This window comes from Nitrospiraceae bacterium, from assembly GCA_035623075.1.
Lineage (GTDB): Bacteria > Nitrospirota > Nitrospiria > Nitrospirales > Nitrospiraceae > DASPUC01.
In genome coordinates this window covers 227408-244715 of the sequence record DASPUC010000022.1, presented here as the reverse complement: position 1 = coordinate 244715, position 17308 = coordinate 227408, and the positions used below count along the sequence as shown (strand labels likewise).

18 protein-coding genes are annotated in these 17308 nt (G+C 55.5%); 8 read left to right on the top strand and 10 right to left on the bottom strand.

The window, feature by feature from the left end; translation table 11 throughout:
- The first annotated feature begins 18 nt into the window (after nucleotides 1–18).
- Complete coding sequence (locus tag VEI50_05975; GenBank protein ID HXX74656.1) at nucleotides 19–1164, top strand: Xaa-Pro peptidase family protein; 1146 nt, start codon at nucleotides 19–21, stop codon at nucleotides 1162–1164.
- Between the two features lie 160 nt (nucleotides 1165–1324).
- Here the strand turns inward: VEI50_05975 and VEI50_05970 are convergent, their stop codons facing one another.
- Both VEI50_05970 and VEI50_05965 read right to left on the bottom strand, forming a co-directional pair.
- Nucleotides 1325–1891 carry a Spy/CpxP family protein refolding chaperone gene (locus VEI50_05970; protein HXX74655.1) on the bottom strand — a complete coding sequence of 189 codons (567 nt, stop codon included), beginning with the start codon at nucleotides 1889–1891 and terminating at the stop codon, nucleotides 1325–1327.
- A 74-nt stretch (nucleotides 1892–1965) separates the two neighbouring features.
- Complete coding sequence (locus tag VEI50_05965) at nucleotides 1966–2376, bottom strand: hypothetical protein (protein HXX74654.1); 411 nt, start codon at nucleotides 2374–2376, stop codon at nucleotides 1966–1968.
- Between the two features lie 628 nt (nucleotides 2377–3004).
- Between VEI50_05965 and VEI50_05960 the strand changes: the two genes are divergently transcribed.
- The 4 genes from VEI50_05960 to VEI50_05945 all read left to right on the top strand — a co-directional run bounded on the left by VEI50_05960 (nucleotide 3005) and on the right by VEI50_05945 (nucleotide 6280).
- Complete coding sequence (locus tag VEI50_05960) at nucleotides 3005–3976, top strand: succinate dehydrogenase/fumarate reductase iron-sulfur subunit (protein ID HXX74653.1); 972 nt, start codon at nucleotides 3005–3007, stop codon at nucleotides 3974–3976.
- The gene (locus VEI50_05955; GenBank protein ID HXX74652.1) at nucleotides 3936–4415 is read left to right on the top strand and encodes an archease; all 480 of its coding nucleotides are present in this window, start codon (nucleotides 3936–3938) and stop codon (nucleotides 4413–4415) included. The genes VEI50_05960 and VEI50_05955 overlap by 41 nt, the downstream gene beginning before the upstream one ends.
- Before the next feature lie 92 nt (nucleotides 4416–4507).
- Nucleotides 4508–5899 (top strand): RtcB family protein, encoded by a 1392-nt coding sequence (locus VEI50_05950; protein ID HXX74651.1) that lies wholly within the window; start codon nucleotides 4508–4510, stop codon nucleotides 5897–5899.
- Between the two features lie 27 nt (nucleotides 5900–5926).
- Nucleotides 5927–6280: a PilZ domain-containing protein gene (locus VEI50_05945; GenBank protein HXX74650.1), complete on the top strand. Its 354-nt coding sequence runs from the start codon at nucleotides 5927–5929 to the stop codon at nucleotides 6278–6280.
- Nucleotides 6281–6432: 152 nt separating this feature from the next.
- Here the strand turns inward: VEI50_05945 and VEI50_05940 are convergent, their stop codons facing one another.
- Entirely contained in the window at nucleotides 6433–8085 is a 1653-nt protein-coding gene (locus VEI50_05940; protein HXX74649.1) for a tetratricopeptide repeat protein, read from the bottom strand.
- Between the two features lie 180 nt (nucleotides 8086–8265).
- Here VEI50_05940 and VEI50_05935 point away from each other — a divergent pair, with 180 nt between their 5' ends.
- Both VEI50_05935 and VEI50_05930 read left to right on the top strand, forming a co-directional pair.
- Entirely contained in the window at nucleotides 8266–9159 is an 894-nt protein-coding gene (locus VEI50_05935; protein ID HXX74648.1) for a CoB--CoM heterodisulfide reductase iron-sulfur subunit B family protein, read from the top strand.
- A gap of 20 nt (nucleotides 9160–9179) precedes the next feature.
- Nucleotides 9180–9497 carry a cupin domain-containing protein gene (locus VEI50_05930; GenBank protein HXX74647.1) on the top strand — a complete coding sequence of 106 codons (318 nt, stop codon included), beginning with the start codon at nucleotides 9180–9182 and terminating at the stop codon, nucleotides 9495–9497.
- A 158-nt stretch (nucleotides 9498–9655) separates the two neighbouring features.
- Here the strand turns inward: VEI50_05930 and VEI50_05925 are convergent, their stop codons facing one another.
- The 7 genes from VEI50_05925 to VEI50_05895 all read right to left on the bottom strand — a co-directional run bounded on the left by VEI50_05925 (nucleotide 9656) and on the right by VEI50_05895 (nucleotide 16097).
- Nucleotides 9656–9994 (bottom strand): hypothetical protein, encoded by a 339-nt coding sequence (locus VEI50_05925; protein HXX74646.1) that lies wholly within the window; start codon nucleotides 9992–9994, stop codon nucleotides 9656–9658.
- A 112-nt stretch (nucleotides 9995–10106) separates the two neighbouring features.
- On the bottom strand, nucleotides 10107–11087 hold the full coding sequence (locus VEI50_05920; protein ID HXX74645.1) for a multicopper oxidase domain-containing protein: 981 nt from the start codon (nucleotides 11085–11087) through the stop codon (nucleotides 10107–10109).
- A 180-nt stretch (nucleotides 11088–11267) separates the two neighbouring features.
- On the bottom strand, nucleotides 11268–11996 hold the full coding sequence (locus tag VEI50_05915) for a Crp/Fnr family transcriptional regulator (protein ID HXX74644.1): 729 nt from the start codon (nucleotides 11994–11996) through the stop codon (nucleotides 11268–11270).
- A complete protein-coding gene (locus VEI50_05910; GenBank protein ID HXX74643.1) occupies nucleotides 11965–13830 on the bottom strand; it encodes a transketolase in 1866 nt (621 codons plus the stop codon). The genes VEI50_05915 and VEI50_05910 overlap by 32 nt, the downstream gene beginning before the upstream one ends.
- A 151-nt stretch (nucleotides 13831–13981) precedes the next feature.
- Complete coding sequence (locus tag VEI50_05905; protein ID HXX74642.1) at nucleotides 13982–14368, bottom strand: fibronectin type III domain-containing protein; 387 nt, start codon at nucleotides 14366–14368, stop codon at nucleotides 13982–13984.
- A 458-nt stretch (nucleotides 14369–14826) separates the two neighbouring features.
- Nucleotides 14827–15660: a sulfite exporter TauE/SafE family protein gene (locus VEI50_05900; protein ID HXX74641.1), complete on the bottom strand. Its 834-nt coding sequence runs from the start codon at nucleotides 15658–15660 to the stop codon at nucleotides 14827–14829.
- A 2-nt stretch (nucleotides 15661–15662) separates the two neighbouring features.
- The gene (locus VEI50_05895) at nucleotides 15663–16097 is read right to left on the bottom strand and encodes an Rrf2 family transcriptional regulator (GenBank protein ID HXX74640.1); all 435 of its coding nucleotides are present in this window, start codon (nucleotides 16095–16097) and stop codon (nucleotides 15663–15665) included.
- Between the two features lie 270 nt (nucleotides 16098–16367).
- On the opposite strand from VEI50_05895, the gene VEI50_05890 reads away from it, so the two are divergent.
- Nucleotides 16368–17303, top strand: coding sequence for a glycine--tRNA ligase subunit alpha (locus VEI50_05890; protein ID HXX74639.1), 936 nt, complete (start codon nucleotides 16368–16370; stop codon nucleotides 17301–17303).
- Nucleotides 17304–17308: the final 5 nt, after the last annotated feature.

Genomic DNA, 17308 nt, shown 5'->3' with positions numbered 1-17308 from the left:
ATTCCGATTGAGCATCGTATGCCTGAATCTCCACCGCCAGCGCCTCGGGCCACGGTCTTCATCGCTGCCAGCGAGATAGATTCGAACCTCTACTACGCGACCAAATTCATCGCTCCGGACCCCTTCATTTATCTTGAAATCAAGGGTGAGCGCATTCTGGTGATGAGCGATCTAGAAATGGACCGGGCCAAGAGTCAGGCCTCCGTCGATCGTGTTTTGTCCTATTCGGAAATTGAACGGCGGGTCAAGACCCAGGGTGTCGCTGAGCCAGGGAGCGTCGACATCGTCCATGTTGTCCTACGCGATGCGAGGATTACGCAGCTTCTGGTGCCCGCCAATTTTCCCTTTAGCCACGCCAAACGGTTGCAAGCTCTGGGTTATCAGGTGGAGGCGAAGCGGGAGCCGTTTTATGAGCGTCGTGTGGTCAAGACAGCTGAGGAGATTCATCACATCGAAGCGACCCAACGGGCCACGGAGGCGGCCGTTGCGGCCGCGCATGACACGTTGCGCCGGGCGACGATCAAGGGCGACCAGTTATGGCTCGACGGGACGCGGCTGACGTCGGAACGAATAAAAAAACTTATCAACGTGAAGTTGATGGAATGCGAGTGTGTGGCGCAACATACGATCGTGGCGGGTGGCGAACAGGCCTGTGATCCCCACGATGAAGGCAGCGGACCATTGCCGGCCCACCGCAGCATCATCTTTGATGTGTTTCCCCGTTCGGCGGCCAGCCGATATTTTGCCGACATGTCGCGGACGGTGGTGCGGGGGAAGCCGAGTATAGAGTTAAAGAAACTCTACCAAACCGTGAAGGATGCGCAGGAAGAAGCGATCACGAAAGTGAAGGACGGGGCCGATGGCATGAGGATTCATCAAGGCATTTGCGAGCGGTTTGAGAAGGCCGGCTACAAGACGGGCCTCGTGAATGGACGGATGCAGGGCTACTTTCATGGCACCGGGCATGGAGTCGGTCTCGATATTCATGAGGCCCCGCGCATCAGCCGAACCGGTTCGTTGCTTCAAGAGGGCCATGTCGTCACCGTCGAACCGGGGCTCTACTATCCCGGGCTCGGAGCCGTTCGTATCGAAGACATGGTCTTGGTCACCAAAGACGGCTGCCGTAATCTGACGAACTTTCCCAAGACGTTTGAGCTGGATTAGCCAAGTGCTGATTCGTCTCAACCAGTCCCGCCGTCGGCGTTAACCTCGACTCTCGGGTATCCCATCACATGAAGAGACGGGTAAGCGCTGGTTGCTCGACGGTCAGTGTCATCGCATGCACAAGAGGGACAGAAGAATGGAAGCTTACGGACATTCGCCATCATTTTGCCCTGGATTTCATGGGCTTCGTCGGCCTGCTGCTCGATGGACTGAAGACCTTATCGGCGTTTTTCTTCTGTTCGTCCGACATGCTGTTATAGAGCGGTTCAAAAACCGATGCGAATTTCTTGAGCCCATCGGCATGGGCGTCGGCGATCGCAGCATAGGATTTGACATCGTCCACCGCCGTCATGGTTGCTGCTTGTTCTGCTCTGGACTTGTGGAGCGCATCCATCGTTTGATCATTTTCCCGCATCACCTCGACAACGCTCTTCCAGAGCTCTTCCTGTGCCGGCGTGATCCTGAGTTCTGCATGGAGCTTTTTGACATGTGCGTCGACACGGTTACCGGCTGAGCTCTCCGGCTTCATGCCTGGACGCGGCGGGTGTGTTGTCTCAGTGGGTGCCGGACTTAAGGGGGCCTGAGCCATAAGGATGTGCGGTGAGCTATTCTCAATTGTGGAGATCGGTTCGACATCGATCGAGGCCGCATCTGAGCCATTGGCCAGCGTCAGCAGTGTGAGAAGTAATCCTGTCGTATACGATAGTGCAAAGACCATCCGTTTCATATCTGTCTCCTTTGTAAGCCTGTCATTACACTCGCGACAAAAGTCCAGGCGCATTTGGTGATGAAGGCCCGCAGCTACCAGCGCCTAAAACGCCCCCCATACCAACGGCCCCCATACCTGTGACCATAGGGGTAGCCGAACGGCGGTCGAACAATAACGGCTCCTGGTCCGTAGTAGCCTGGAGCATAATAATAGGGGGGATAGAGATACGTGCCGACGTAGGGCGGAGGCGTGACCGGCGCCGCTACGACGGGCGGTGCTGCGAGGGGCTGAGTTGGGACTGGCTGAGAAGGTGATGGCGTTGCCACCGGAGCCGCGCTGGGGTTGTACTGCTCGTCATACTCCTCGCAATCATCTGACGCGTTTGGTTGGCTGGTCCAGATGTCTCCCTGTGGAGTGTGGCACTTCCAGACGTAAGCCTGAGCCGGAAAACTCGCCCATAGCACCAACACCACCGTGACGATGATGAGACGTTTCAGTAACATACGCTTCACCTCCCCCCGCTCGCGGCGCGTAAACAAATTTTCATTCTCGTGACATGCCGCATATTTCTCATTGGATGTTCGTCGGTGAAACTGGTCTCATCTTGCAATCGCTTGCCGGATCTCGCTATTCCGATGCCACAGCACTTCGAATGTGGACCTCCCTAAAGGTATTGATCAAGAATTGTGCCAACCGATGGGTGCCTCCGACACGCTTCGAGACCTGTTACCATCCTTGGGTCCGCCGATTCCAGATTCTGTCCAGAACATTCTGGGCCACTCCACCCACTATCGGCAGTCGCCATCCTGCTTATCGATCGGAATGACTCGCGCGTCCGCTTCTTCGGAGATCAGAGCGAATCATCTGCAGTCCTTGCTCGTGATAACGCAGAATCGACTCGACGGTGGACAAGGTTGCGTTGGCTGTGAAAAGATTTATTCGATAACGGCGTGACGAATTGTCACGGTGACGTGCAGGCTGTGACAAGATGTCACTATTTAATTGATGCCTAGGAGTTGGACCAGGAATGATTGCCGCGAGGCCATTATTTCTCCTATGGGCGCTTGCAATTGTCCTCCGTACCTGAAAGAGTAACTGCAGTTCTCAGCATTCAGATCACAGCACGTATTCATGCGCCTCACCTTTACCATCCAACGGTTCAACCCCGAAGTCGATGCGGCGTCACACGCAGAGGAGTTCCGGCTCGATGTCGGACGGGGTCTGACCGTCCTCGATGCGTTGATCCGTCTCAAAAATGAATGTGACGGCAGTCTTTCGTTGCGCTATTCCTGCCGCTCCGCGATTTGCGGGTCCTGTGCAATGGAGATTAACGGGAGCGAGAAACTGGCCTGCCGGACGTCCTTACGTAAGGAATTCGAACGACATGGGACGATCACCGTGGCGCCGTTGCAGAATCTGCCGGTGATCAAAGACCTCGTCGTGGATATGACTCCGTTCTGGACGAAAATTCAGGACGTTCATCCGTGGCTGGTGACATCATCGCGCGCGATTGAGGAACAAGTGCGCTCCACGGAGATGATGCACATGCGAGGGCGGCCACAGTTCCACAACGTCGATGCCTGTATCATGTGCGGAGCTTGTGTGGCTTCCTGCACCGTTAATGCGGTATCGAAGGAGTTTGCCGGGCCGGCGGCATTGGCGAAGGTCGATCGTTTTTTGGCCGACCCTCGCGAGTCGCCCTTTGCCAAGCGTGCCAGACTGTCGGCGCTTCAAGGAGACCATGGCATGTGGGATTGCACGCGCTGTAACTTTTGCGTACAGGTCTGTCCGAAGGACGTCAAACCGATGGAAGCCATCGTCCGTTTGCGACGCGCATCGATCGACCAGGGGTTGACCCATGTGGAGGGCGCCCGTCACATCATCGGGTTTAGTCGGCTCATCGAGCGAGAAGGGCGCTTGAATGAGGCGCTGATGCCGCTCAAAGTTGTGGGCAGTGAACCGCGTCGCTTGCTCCATGTCCTCCCGTTGGGTATCCGGATGTTTCTGAAAGGCAAGGTCCCCAATCCGTTTGGTCATCGTTTGCCGGGTCTCGATCAAATCCGTGCCATCTTCCAGCGCGCGCGGCGCACACCGCTTGCTTGACCGTATGTCCTATGCCTTTCGAATGCTGGACGACATCGCTCTGGCCGACCTGGCATTTGAGGCGGAGGGGGACTCTCTTGAGAACCTGTTTCGTGGGGCGACGCAGGCAATCATCGAAATCTTGGCGAATCCTGCGACCATCGGTAGTGCGTGGGAGCGAACGATTCATCGCCAGGATGTCGATGCCGCAACGCTCCTCTTCGACTGGTTATCGGACCTTGTGTATTGGAAGGACGCGGCAGGGGTCGTCTATCGGGATGTTCAATTGTCGCTTGCCTATCGGGCTGGGAAGTGGGAACTGGAAGCACGAATGCATGGTGCTCCGGTTGATCCGGTGACGCAGGAATTGCGATCCGACGTCAAGGGTGTGACCAAGCATCTCTATGATCTGAGCCAGCGAGGCTCTCGGTGGTATGCGCGGGTCGTGCTGGACGTCTAGAGGAGATGGGAGGCAATGGGCGGGTAGCTGAGATGAAACTCAATACCGACATGAAAGTGAATCGGATAACCGATCAGGTCTGGGAGATCCCCATGTCTGAAAAAGCCGGGATGCTCGTACCGGCCCGGATCTATGCGACCTCGACGATTCTCCAATCGATGGACTCAGGCGTGTTCGACCAGGTGACGAACGTCGCATGTTTGCCGGGGATCCGCCGCTATGCCCTCTGTATGCCCGATGGCCATTGGGGCTATGGATTTCCAATCGGCGGAGTGGCGGCCTTTGATGTGGACGGTGGAGTCATTTCACCCGGCGGTGTGGGATATGACGTCAATTGTGGGATGCGACTCATTCGCACCGATCTCACGCTTGAAGATGTCCAGCCTCACTTGGAGCGATTGATGACGGAGCTGTTTCGAAGGGTGCCTGCTGGAGTGGGGGCCAGCGGGTTCGTCAGGCTCGATCATGCCACGCTTGATTCGGTCATGACCAAAGGAGCTCGATGGTGTATCGAGCAGGGCTATGGATGGCACCGTGATTTGGGCCGCATTGAAGAGGGCGGCTGCATCGCAGGGGCCGATCCCGAGAAGGTCAGTGACCATGCGGTAAGCCGGGGGATCAATCAGCTGGGTACCTTGGGGTCGGGCAACCATTATCTCGAGGTGCAGGTCGTGTCGAATGAAAGAGTCTTCGACCGCGAAACTGCCGCGGCCTTGGGCATTACCGGGCATGATCAAATCGTCGTGATGGTGCATTGCGGATCGCGTGGATTCGGCCATCAAGTCGCTACCGACTACCTGAAGGTTTTTGAGAAAGCGATGCGGCGCTACGGCATCACGGTGAAGGATCAGCAGCTCGCCTGTGCGCCGTTTCGATCGCTCGAAGGACAGGATTACTTTGCCGCCATGAACTGTGCAGCCAACACGGCATTCGCGAATCGCCAGGTCATCACTCACCAGATTCGCGAGGCCTTCGCGACTGTGTTCGGCCGGTCGGCAGAAGAGCTGGGCATGGAACTCGTCTATGATGTGGCTCATAACATCGCCAAGGTCGAACGGTACCAAGAAGGAGAGTTGGTCGTCCATCGCAAGGGCTCCACGAGAGCCTTTGGTCCCGGCAGTCCGGATCTTCCTGACGCCTTCAAGCAGACAGGCCAGCCGGTGATTTGTGGAGGTTCCATGGAAACCGGGTCGTATCTCCTCGTAGGAACCGAACGGGCAATGCAGGAGACGTTCGGCTCGACGATGCATGGGTCCGGACGAACAATGTCGCGCGCACAAGCGAAGAAATCCGTACGTGGAGAACAATTGCAGCACCAAATGAAGCAGAAGGGCATTGTTGTGAAGGCCGTGTCGATGTCCGGCCTCGCAGAGGAAGCGGGCTTCGCATACAAGAACATTTCCGAGGTCGTCGAAACGGTGGATCGTGCAGGAATCACAAAAAGAGTGGCGGAATTGCGGCCGATTGGCAATATAAAAGGCTAGCAGTACACCGATCCACGAGGTCCTCCGATGGACAAACGGAAATGCCCGCGTTTTTTAGTGCGTTTTCGGAGTTCCTTCTCCACCATCAATGTGATCGGCGGAGAAGGCAACGTCGTTGATCTTTCCATTCGTGGCTGCCGGGTCGCCAGCCTGACCGACGTGCAGCCTGGCGCGTCCCTCGATGTCCTGATTGAAACGGACGATCACGAACCTCCTATTAAAATCCAACAGGCGGTCGTCCGGTGGAGCCGTGCCAAGGAGTTCGGTTTGGAGTTTATAACAATGGCTCCTGAAGAATGGGCGCGGCTGCAACACGTCGTGAAGGAAATCGAAATGGAACCATACCAGCGTCAACAACAGGAAGAACAGAACGTCTCCTAGCCGCGTGCCCGCAACGAGTTATCTTCTCTCCCTTCCTTAGGACGACTTACAGTGCATGGCTAATCGATGCGAACCTGTTGCGTCCTGTCGGACTGTTTTGCCGAGCGGATTGATCCATGTGCGTGCCGTGATCGACCGAAGCGCCGGCAGACCTAGCCCTGATGCCGATAGCCATAGAGCAGCGTGATGTTGATGCGCCGACTGAGATAGTCGTTCTTGAACGAGACTTCGTCGGTTTCATGAAACAGATCGGAGTTGAACACGACCGCGCGGTTGGCACGATAGGGAATCTTAACCGCCTGTGCATCGACCTCCTTGAGCCATTCCAGAATCTTCGGCTTATTGCGGTCGCTGTTGTAATCACGAAAGTTCCACGTTCGTGGAGCTTCCTTGTCGTACACCACTAACCCGCCGGTGTCCGGATTGAGATTGGCGTCGTCCGGTGTGATCCAGAAATTCACGTTTACTGCCGCAGCATCAGCGTGGATATTGAGCCCTCGCCTCGTGCTGTCGTGTTTGAAAGCCCAGGCCTGCGTCAGCCGATGTTGTTTGAAGACGCGAGGAAATTTCAATCGCAGTTCCTCGGCGATTTGAAACAGTAACGGCGTGGCAAACCCGTCTCCCAGGAACGCTCCGATATACCCGTTTTCATAATCCGCTTTCCAGATCGTCGACTCCCAGCAGAATCGTCGTAACGTGTCGAGCGCTTCCTGCGCAAGGAGATCGTCAATGAAGGTGACTTCCGGCTGCTTGAAGAGATACCTGGATTCAACTGCTGCCACGTCGAGCGCAGGATTGATCGCTCCATTCGGAAGGTGTTCGGCTGGCGCCCGAAAGAAGAGTCGATTGAACGACGGCGCCACGGGGGCAAGGGCGTCGGGTGAAATAGACACTCGATTACCGGCGGATGGACGGCGATCAAGTTCCTTCCGGAGCCGGTGAAGTTCATCAAGATAAGGGCGGTGCTCCTCTCCGAGAATTGACCGGTCGAGCAGGTACTGGATCTGCTCACAGTCATGGGCGATGCGCGAACGGTAGACCGTCGACTCTGAGACCGGACGGCCATGGTTATGCTTGATGTCGGCTACCTTCTGAAGACATGCCACAGCCGTTGGATCATCACCCGCCCAAGACCGTGCCACACCGAGATTATACAGCGCCTTCACGTAGCCGGGCATGATGGCGAGAGCCTGTTCGAATGATGAAATGGCCTCTCGCAATGTTCCCCGTTCCATCAAAGCGAGACCGAGATTGTTCAGTGCTTCGACATGCGTTGGCTTCAGCTGAAGCGCGCGACGATAGGAGTCGATGGATTCCTCCAGCCGGCCCTCCTCTTTGAACATCACGCCGAGATTGTTGTGGGTATCGGCGTGGGATGGATTGAGGACGAGGGCCTTCTGGTAAGCTTCTTTTGCTTCCGAAGCGGATCCGTGATCTTTCAGAACATTCCCGAGATTGATGAAGGCATCGAGGTAACGAGGGTTCAACGTGATCGCTCGTTGATAGGCTTGGACCGCATCTTCTCCGCGGGAGGCCTTTTGGGTGACCACACCCAGGTTGAACCAATAGAGCGGGTTGGACGGTCGTTGCTCGATGGCCGCATTGATGAAATGAATAGCCTCGTCAAAGCGGCCGAGTCGATACAGCAAGAGCCCCAGATAGTGCGAGGCATCAGGATGGTCGGGAGACATCTCGAGTGCGAGACGATAGGCTCGTTCGGCCTCAGGGAGCCGGCCAGCTTGATGATGGGCCTTGCCTTCATCAAGAAGAGTATGGACGGCTTCGGTGTCCGAAGGTCGTCCCATCTTTACCTGCTGCGCTTCGTGGCGTCGGCGGTCAGCGCGATTCATTGTGCTACTCAGTGAACGTCTTGCTGGACAACCAGCCTAGCTGAAAGCGCGGCTCAGCGTCAAAGCCACCTGATTTTGACCGCTCGTCTAGCATATACTGCCGTAAAGGATGACTGGCATCGAGGTGTGCCCATCATGAAGTATGCGTTATACCCCGGCTGTGCAGCGAAGGGGGCAACGCCTGAGCTATACCTGTCGACGATGGCCATCATCAGTCGATTGGGAATCGACGTTGTCGAGCTGGCGGCCGCGTCGTGCTGCGGGGCCGGTGTCGTGACGGAGGCCGATCCGGACGTCGCGTTAGCGCTCAATGCTCGGACGTTCGCACAGGCGGAGGTGTTGGGACTAGACGTGATGACGATCTGTGGCACCTGTCAGGGGGTGATGAGTGCCGCCAATCGGCGTTTGAAGACAGAATCAGGCTTGCTGGATCGGATCAACCGATTGTTGGAACCGGAAGGAGTGCAGTATCGAGGGCGGGTTCAAGTCAAGCATCTTTTGTGGATTGTGGTACGCGAGATCGGCTTGACGCGCTTGCGCGGACTCGTCTCCGTTCCCATGCGGGAGTTTCGCATCGCTCCGTTTTACGGCTGTTACATCTTGCGTCCGTCATGGGATCTGGGATTCGACGATCCGGAAAATCCTCAGTCGCTCGAGAAAGTAATCAGCGCTGTGGGTGGGGAACCGGTCGCCTACACGGGTCGCACGCAATGTTGCGGTTTTCCGATCATTCTTGAAAAGGAGGCGATCGCAGTGGCGATGGCGGGAAACCACATGAAAGAGGCCAAAGACGGAGGAGCTGATTTCATGGTAACCCCTTGTCCCTTGTGCCATATGAGTCTCGATATCTATCAGGAGCGGGCTGGTCGGGCAGTGAATACATCGCTCAATCTGCCGATCCTGCACCTTCCCCAATTGCTCGGGCTGGCCATCGGCGTCCCAGCCAAAAATTTGGGCGTATCGCACCACTTGATCTCAGTGGATTCCATCGTGAGACGAATAGAACGAAGGGTGCACCAGAAGTCATAATCGAGGAGGTTGGTGATTCGATGAAAATCGTGAATTTATCTGACTTTCAGCAGTTTAGCTCAGAGAAGATGAAGAAGAACAACATCTTCCAATCACCTAGATTCTTCTGCGATGTCTACTGCTTCGAGCCGGGGCAAGAACAAAAGGGCCATGTTCACGGAGAGCAGGATAAGGTCTATTTGGTTCTTGAGGGGCAAGGCATTTTTCAGGTCGGATCGGAAAAACAGGTGCTGGGACCGGGACAGGGAACGATGGCCCCTGCAGGCCAGGAACATGGGGTCAAAAATCACACGAGCCAGCGGCTCAAGGTGTTGGTGTTTGTCGCTCCCAATCCATAAGTTGACCGCAGCATCAACAGGGATATTGATGCAATGGCTTCCGTAACATCTACTTTATGCCTTCTTCCAAGTAATTGATTCCGTTCACTCGTTGCCGCTTCCAGTTACCGCATCCTGAGCACGTAGCGCATCGTCGTGCGCGCATCGCGAGTCTCGTTTCATTGACCAAACTGGGAAATCGAAGAAGTTTCCTCTGGGGTTTGTCCGATGGTCGTGCGAAGGTCTGCTGATATGCAGGACTTCATCCGTGTGACCCGGCAGGGAGGTTCCGCTTCGAGGAGGTTGTTCGCGCGAACGACCAATGAATCAGGGTCTACAAGAGCAGAATCTGCGTCGATGAGAATATGGTTTGGAACCGTATGGGAGTCGATCCGCGTCACGCCAGGAATGCGCATGAGGTTCTGCTCAAGCGTTGCATAACTGTGCTGACATGCCAATCCTGAGAATAGGAGTGTGATGCACTCATCTGCTGCACCGACGAGGGCAGGGATACTCACGACTCCGCAAGCGAATGCGAGGTGGAGAAGGAAGTGTCTGTTGACCACGTCTCGAACGAATCCTCGGCCCGGGCCGACCGGCCAAGGAACGCTGGCCGGCCCGCTGCTCTTTTTATGGCGTTGGGACTGGCGTAATCTCTGTTTGTGGTGTCGCAATTTTCCACGGCACCATCGGCATCAGTGGCGCTGGTTTGGCGTCAGGCGAGGCCAGGAGAACCGCAATCGCGCCACGGAGAGCGCCTGTCAATGAGTGGGTCACCAGCGGGTATGCACCGGCGGACTCGATCACCACATCGAAGGTGGCCGCGCTACCGGGCCCTACGACGTACGTCTGCACGCCCTTCAAACTATTGGCCGGATTGCCGCTCTCATAGACGTTGTCCCAAATCTCACCGATCGGGTGGAACGAGGAAAACTCGTTCGGTCCGGCGTTGACGAAGTAGATCCGGACCCGTTCGCCAGGCTTGGCATCCAGCTTCCCGCCACCAGTCACAAACGGATGGTACTTGAAGATGCCGCCATTGAACATCATGCCGTCGAACTTCCGGTCGAACATCGCCTGCACATCGCCGGGATTCTTAAAGTATTCAGACTGAATTAAAACATACTCGCGATCTGCCTTGGGCCAGGCTTTCGCCTCCTTTGGATCGACGATAATCGCGCCGAACATGCCGCGCGCGATGTGTTGGATCATCGGAGGCGCTCCGCAGTGATAGAAGAAGATGCCGGGCTTCTTGGCGACAAACGTATAGCTGATGGTTTCGCCGGCGTTGATTGCCCGATAGTTCTTGAGAAAATCGATTTCTGCAGCGTGAAAATCCATCGCATGAGGATTTTTGTTGGTCTCCGGGTTCCTAAGCGTGAAGTTGATCGTGTCGCCTTCTGTGACCCGCACAACCGGGCCTGGCATCTGGCCGTCAAATGTCCAGGCTGCGTACTTCTCACCGCTGCCGTCGATCACGACGTCGGTTTCTACGGCGGTCATCGTGATTTCGTGCGTTTTGGCCCATGCCGCTGGAGTGACTACTGCCCCTGCAACCAGCAGGCTCGCCGCGACAGCGAGTCTGCAAGAGGCACTTTGTGATTGCATCATCCCAATGCTCCTCCTATTGCTAATGGATTCACAGCCGAATACCTGAACGGCCGGGACTACTCGGCGGTTTTTCGTTCGCTCATGGTGGAGGGAGCATACACAGAATGCCAGGCCCGCAATATGACTAATGTCATATTTTGAAACAAACCGGAAGACCTGGCTTTGCACGAGAGCCGGCTGTCAGCCTGCGGCGAGGCCTTTCAACCGAGGGAGATCGCGGATAATGAGCCGCTTGGCGGTACCGGAAACGAGGCGACCCCGTTTAAATCGACTCATGATTCGGATGGCAGTCTCTGTGGTGATACCGACCATGTTGGCCATGTCTTCCCGCGTGAGCCGTATGTTCAAGCGAATACCGTGGGGGTCTTCGATGCCGTTCCGCGTGGCGAGGTCGACGAGGAGGGACGCAAGACGCTGGTCGGCCCGGTCCAACGCCAGAATCTTGGTTTTCTCCTGCGCTTCGTGCAGGCGGGTTCCCAGATATTTGATCACTTCTATTGCAGCCTCCGGGTTATGCCGCAACATGTCGAGGTAGGACTTCTTGCTTAGGCGGAGAATGCTGACGTTTCCCATCGGTTGAGCAGTGCCGGGGTGGCAGGCTCCCTCGAACGCAGCGGCGTCGCAGCAAAAAAGATCGCCGGGCATCAACATCTTGATGGTGCATTCTTTCCCGTCCGGCGTGGACTTCACGCACTTCACCGTGCCTTCTTTCACGATGTGAAAATATTCAGTGGGGTCGCCTTCCCGGAAAATCACATCGTTCTTCCCGTACTGGGACTCGGTGAGTTCTTGGAGCATGCGTTGGCGGTCTGATCGAGCCAGGATATTCAGCAGGGGAATACGGTCGAGTTCGCGAGGGAGGTCAGAACCGGACCGGCTACTTAAGGATTTGTTTGGCCGCTTCAACAATCGATCGCGCTCCGATGCCAAAGTGATCCACGAGTTCCTCTGGCTTTCCGCTATGGGGAATCGTACGGATGGCCAATTTGTGTACTCGAATGCCTTCCGATCCCACTGCACTGAGGACTGCATCACCCAATCCACCGTGGGGGTAGTGATCCTCCACGGTCAGGATTCTGCCCTGTGTGAGCCGGGCACTGTCCATTAAGGTGGCGCGGTCGATGGGGACGATGCTATAGAGGTCAATCACTCGTACAGAGATTCCAGCAGCCTTCAATTGATCATGGGCCTTGAGGGCTTCAAAAAGAGTGACACCTGCAGCGACGATCGTCAGGGTATCGGAGGCACTTTGGCGAACGAGCTTGCTTCCCCCGATTTGAAATTCTTCCTCAGGTCCATATAACACGGGCGACTTTGGACGGCCGGCACGCAGGTACACCATACCTTTGTGGTTCGCCGCAAGTTCAACCAGACGGTAGGTGGTGGTGGCATCTGAAGGGTAGAGCACGGTGACACCAGGCTGAGCGGCCATCATGGCGATGTCTTCTAAACCCATCTGGGACGGGCCATCTTCACCGATGCTGACACCTACATGGGTTCCGATGAGCTTGATATTCGATTGACTGATAGCCGCCATGCGGATGAAGTCGTACGCCCGTGTAAGGAAACAGGCGAATGTCGCCGCGAACGGGATCTTTCCGCAGGCTGCTAGGCCGGCTGCCGCACCGACCATGTTCTGCTCGGCGATGAAGTTCTCGAAAAAGCGATCGGGAAACTTCTTGCCGAATTTGTCCGTGTAGGTTGAGTTCTTGACGTCCGCATCGAGACCCACGACTAACTGGTTCACCGATCCGAGAGCCTCCAAGGCCACCCCGAATGCTTCGCGCGTCGCGGCGGAATCTCCTCGCTTGTATGGGGAACGCGGAAGAGGGTTGGCGGCGAAAGAACGGGGAGCTGATGCCGTCGGCGTCTGAATGCGTACCGATGCACTGATGGGTTTGAACTGTCTGGTCAGTTCGTCGATGGCCTTCTGCGTCTCTTCCCCTTTGGGAATTGGTTTTCCATGCCAGCTCGGGTGGTTTTCCATGAACGAGATGCCGCGGCCTTTCAGCGTCTTGGCCAGCAGGACGGTTGGTTTGCCTGCTACGTGCGACGCCTCGTCGAAGGCCGCAAGCAATGCGGAAAGATCGTGTCCATCCACGACGATCGCGTGCCAACCGAATCCGCTCCATCGTGAGTGATAGGCCTCCATATCGTGTTGCAGCATGGTGGGGTCGCTTTGGCCGAGACGGTTGATATCGACGACCGCGCACAAGTTATCGAGTTGGTGATGGCGAGCTGCTTCGACCGCTTCCCAGACAGACCCTTCGACGGACTCTCCATCACCCATGAGGACGTAGGTGCGATGGTCTAGCTTATCGATATATTTGGCATTCAAGGCGATACCGATCCCAACGGGCAGTCCTTGACCGAGGGAGCCGGTGGCCATGTCGACAAAGGACAGGCGGGGAGTCGGGTGCCCTTCCAAATCTGATGTCAAGGTTCGTAATTTCAACAGATCGCCCTTGGGAAAAAGTCCTGCTTCAGCCCAGGCGGCATAAAGCAAAGGCGCCGCGTGGCCCTTCGAGAGGACAAAGCGATCACTATTGCGAGCTTTCGGATTCTTCGGATCATAGCGCATGACGGAAAAGAAAAGTGCAGCCACAATGTCTGCGGCTGAACAGCAACTGGAGGGATGGCCGCTCCCGGCTTCAGAAGTAGCTCGCACGCAGTCGATTCGGAGCTGTGTCGCTTTGTTGTGAAGCTCGCTGACAAGCTCGGATGGTATCGTCGAACCAGCCATGCCATCTCCTTCCCGGGGATTTGTGGAAAAAGGGAAAAGCCGCTTTTGAAAAAGAGCTGCGCGAAGCCCAAGCAGCGGAGTGTGAGGCTAACAAACCCAGGGTAAGGGAGTCAATGAAAGATGGACGAATACGTCGGAAACTTGCAAAAGCCTATGCGGCTGGCTGAGTGACCGTCGACACTTCGTTCGAACAGGTGCTTTCAAGGCCGTTGTATGCGCTGACTGCGAAGAAATATTGTGTGTTGGGGTCAAGTCCCGTGACCGTTGCAGAGGGGGATCCAACAAAGGTTGAGGCGGTGTAATTACAACTGCCAGATTGGCCGGCGGACTGCGTCCCATAGTGAACGAAATAGGCATACACGGATGGATCAGAATCGGGATTCCAGGCAAGTGAAACAGAAGCAGTGGGACTAGCGGAGCCGCCGCCACCTGTACTTGGACCACCACCTGAGCTTGATCCCCCACCGCTCGGTGGTGGTACCATCGAATTGCCACTGGGGTCCGTCCCGCCACCACCACAACCGATGATGAGTGCCATGATGACGACTCCGAGGCCGAACCGTGTAGCGGTACACAACAATTGACAGGTAGAAGATAACCAGAGGGCTAATAGGCGCATTAGAGAGCAGAACCTTCTCAAATCGATCGGCAGAGGATCCTAATTCTTACTTGGGTCCGGCATCGAGCAACGAAATATCGCGACGCTTCGTACCCGGCAGTCCCTTCAGCAAGGGCGATGCCGTGGGTGACGGGATGTGGGAGAGCCCTGAACATCGCCGAAGGTGCAGCGCTGCAAGATTAAGAACTGTGAAAAGTTCAGAGGTTATAGATTATTGACGATTGGCGTATCTCCGGGCAGGTGGCGAGCCCGGTCAAGAAATTTTGAAGGAAGAGTGCAGGAAGTGTAGGGACTAGCCTACAGGCAAAAAGAAGAACAGGAGAAATCTCGGAGTTTCCAAGCTAGGCTATGACAGAGGAAAGTGGAAGCGGTCAGACTTACGGGACCGAGCGTTCTTTGAAGAAGCGATACAATAGGAACCCATTGAGGAGGACCACGATTGACAGGATGGTGTACGTGGTAATAGCAGAGGCCAGTTGCAACTCGACGAGCACTCGGGACAAGCCAAACGCGACTACCAAGGCATCAAACGCCATACAGATCCGCCGGAATGTTTCGGGATCCATCCAGCGGATCAGATACGTTCCAAGAGGAATACCCAGCAACACGCTCGGGACAATCAACGGAATGATTTCCATACTACCGGCACTGTAGAGGCCGAGGAAGCCATATGCCACGGCGGTCAGACTGGATTCGGCCACACGAATAACACCCAAGGCGGCTCGGAAATCCTGCTTGGCATATCCTTGATTGTTAAACAGCAACGCCAAGGGAGGGCCGGAGATGGTGGTGACGGAATAGAGCGTACCGATTCCCATCCCAAAAGGGATGGCAATGGTTTTCTCGGCACGAATAGGTTTTCTGATTCCGGCAGCCTGGAGGAGAATCAGAGGTAGTAAAGTAATGTAGGTTACAAATTTAATCCAGGCCGGTTGGACCATAAAAAGGATATAGCTCCCGATCCCAATGCCGATCCCCAGGCCGATAAGAATAGGTGCGACGCGCCACCAAATGTTCGGGATGCTCTTCCGGTTGATGTAGAGGACGTAGCTATTGATCACGAGTTCAACGAGAACCAGGGCTGGATTCAAGACGCGATTGGTATAAAACAACAAGGCGACGGGAACAGTGATGGAGGAAAAGCCATATCCCAGAGCTCCATTGACTGTTGCAGCGAGGAACGTGATGAGGATCAGCACAATTTGGTCCATGGCTACCCTTCTCGACGACTTGCTGCGAAGTCATTTAATGTATAGTTGTCCAGGATATCTGCAATGGCGTCGCGTACCGGTCCCATCACCTGCTGGACCGGACAGACTGGTTTGTCCGCATAGGGGCAATCTCGACATTTTTGGTAGGCTGTCTTGCTCACACAGCTGATTGGCGCAAGCGGGCCATCCAGAATGCGGATGACTTGGCCAACCGTAATGTCTTCTGGTCGTTTGATCAGCTGATAGCCGCCTTTCATTCCCCGTCGGCTGGCAAGCAAACCGGCACGCTTCAGTGCGAGTAAAATTTGTTCGAGAAACTCCACAGGAATGTGTTGACGGTCTGCGATGTCGTGACGTTGAAGTGAGGTCTTGCCGTAGGCGAGGGTAAGTTCTAGCAGGGCTCGAAGGCCATATTCGCTTTTCTTTGATAGTTTCATCGTCTAAATCGACTTAGTTAATCAAGTTTTCTGACAATAGACTACCCATCATCTGACCGTCAAGAGTTCATGTTCGCTTTTCTATGTTTAGAGCGAATCTCATCTGGATCAACAGTAGCAACTTCTTTGGTTACGGTTCTTCCGCAACCCATTGATCACAGAGGGAATGTTGCTTGACAGCCTGCGCGCATTCCTGTTAGCTTCACACCTCATTTTCTGGTTCAGAGCGAGCCCATTTCCACAACTGCCCGGACGACTGCTGGACTGTTTGTGACCTTCCAGGACCTGATCCTTACCCTCCATCGCTTCTGGGCCGACCAAGGCTGCGTTATTCAGCAGCCATACGACCTCGAAATGGGGGCTGGGACCTTTCATCCTGCGACCTTCTTACGCTCGCTCGGCCCGGAGCCCTGGCGCTCGGCCTATGCGCAACCCTGTCGTCGACCAACAGACGGGCGGTACGGAGAAAATCCGAACCGACTACAGCACTACTACCAGTACCAGGTGGTACTGAAGCCGTCACCGGATAACATTCAAGACCTGTATCTAGAGAGCCTCGCCCGGCTGGGGATCAATCCGAAACAGCATGATATTCGGTTCATGCAGGACGACTGGGAATCTCCGACGTTGGGAGCTTGGGGGTTGGGATGGGAGGTGCGACTTGACGGGATGGAAATCACCCAGTTCACCTACTTTCAAGAGATCGGAGGAATCGAACTTAATCCGATCACGGTTGAACTGACTTACGGAACCGAACGGATCGCGATGTACCTGCAACAAGTCGATAACGTGTTCGATCTGACTTGGACGGAGGGAATCACCTACGGCGACATCCATCATGAAACGGAGGTCCAGTTCTCCCGTTACAACTTTGAGGAGGGGGATGTCGCGATGTTAGGAGCTACCTTCCAAGCGTTCGAGGCGGAGTGCAAGCGCCTGCTTGCCAAGAAAGATGCGAGGCTGACGTTGCCCGCTTACGACTACTGCATCAAGACCTCGCACATGTTCAATCTACTCGATGCCCGCGGGGCCATCAGCGTTGCGGAGCGAACTGGTTACATAGCGCGGGTGCGAGCGTTGGCGCGGCAATGTGCGGAACGGTATGCCGAAGAACGGGCCGCCATGGGCCACCCACTGAGCGATCGTCCCAGCACCTCGTCGAAAACGGAACGCCGGCAGACCACCCGTCGCCTATTCAAGTCGTAGGAATG

What these genes read in the sequence shown, in the direction of transcription:
- VEI50_05975 (HXX74656.1), top strand. Translation starts at nt 19, where the DNA reads ATGCCTGAATCTCCACCGCCAGCGCCTCGGGCCACGGTCTTCATCGCT.
- VEI50_05970 (HXX74655.1), bottom strand. Translation starts at nt 1,891, where the DNA reads ATGAAACGGATGGTCTTTGCACTATCGTATACGACAGGATTACTTCTC.
- VEI50_05965 (HXX74654.1), bottom strand. Translation starts at nt 2,376, where the DNA reads ATGTTACTGAAACGTCTCATCATCGTCACGGTGGTGTTGGTGCTATGG.
- VEI50_05960 (HXX74653.1), top strand. Translation starts at nt 3,005, where the DNA reads ATGCGCCTCACCTTTACCATCCAACGGTTCAACCCCGAAGTCGATGCG.
- VEI50_05950 (HXX74651.1), top strand. Translation starts at nt 4,508, where the DNA reads ATGTCTGAAAAAGCCGGGATGCTCGTACCGGCCCGGATCTATGCGACC.
- VEI50_05945 (HXX74650.1), top strand. Translation starts at nt 5,927, where the DNA reads ATGGACAAACGGAAATGCCCGCGTTTTTTAGTGCGTTTTCGGAGTTCC.
- VEI50_05940 (HXX74649.1), bottom strand. Translation starts at nt 8,085, where the DNA reads ATGGGACGACCTTCGGACACCGAAGCCGTCCATACTCTTCTTGATGAA.
- VEI50_05935 (HXX74648.1), top strand. Translation starts at nt 8,266, where the DNA reads ATGAAGTATGCGTTATACCCCGGCTGTGCAGCGAAGGGGGCAACGCCT.
- VEI50_05930 (HXX74647.1), top strand. Translation starts at nt 9,180, where the DNA reads ATGAAAATCGTGAATTTATCTGACTTTCAGCAGTTTAGCTCAGAGAAG.
- VEI50_05920 (HXX74645.1), bottom strand. Translation starts at nt 11,087, where the DNA reads ATGATGCAATCACAAAGTGCCTCTTGCAGACTCGCTGTCGCGGCGAGC.
- VEI50_05910 (HXX74643.1), bottom strand. Translation starts at nt 13,830, where the DNA reads ATGGCTGGTTCGACGATACCATCCGAGCTTGTCAGCGAGCTTCACAAC.
- VEI50_05905 (HXX74642.1), bottom strand. Translation starts at nt 14,368, where the DNA reads ATGGCACTCATCATCGGTTGTGGTGGTGGCGGGACGGACCCCAGTGGC.
- VEI50_05900 (HXX74641.1), bottom strand. Translation starts at nt 15,660, where the DNA reads ATGGACCAAATTGTGCTGATCCTCATCACGTTCCTCGCTGCAACAGTC.
- VEI50_05895 (HXX74640.1), bottom strand. Translation starts at nt 16,097, where the DNA reads ATGAAACTATCAAAGAAAAGCGAATATGGCCTTCGAGCCCTGCTAGAA.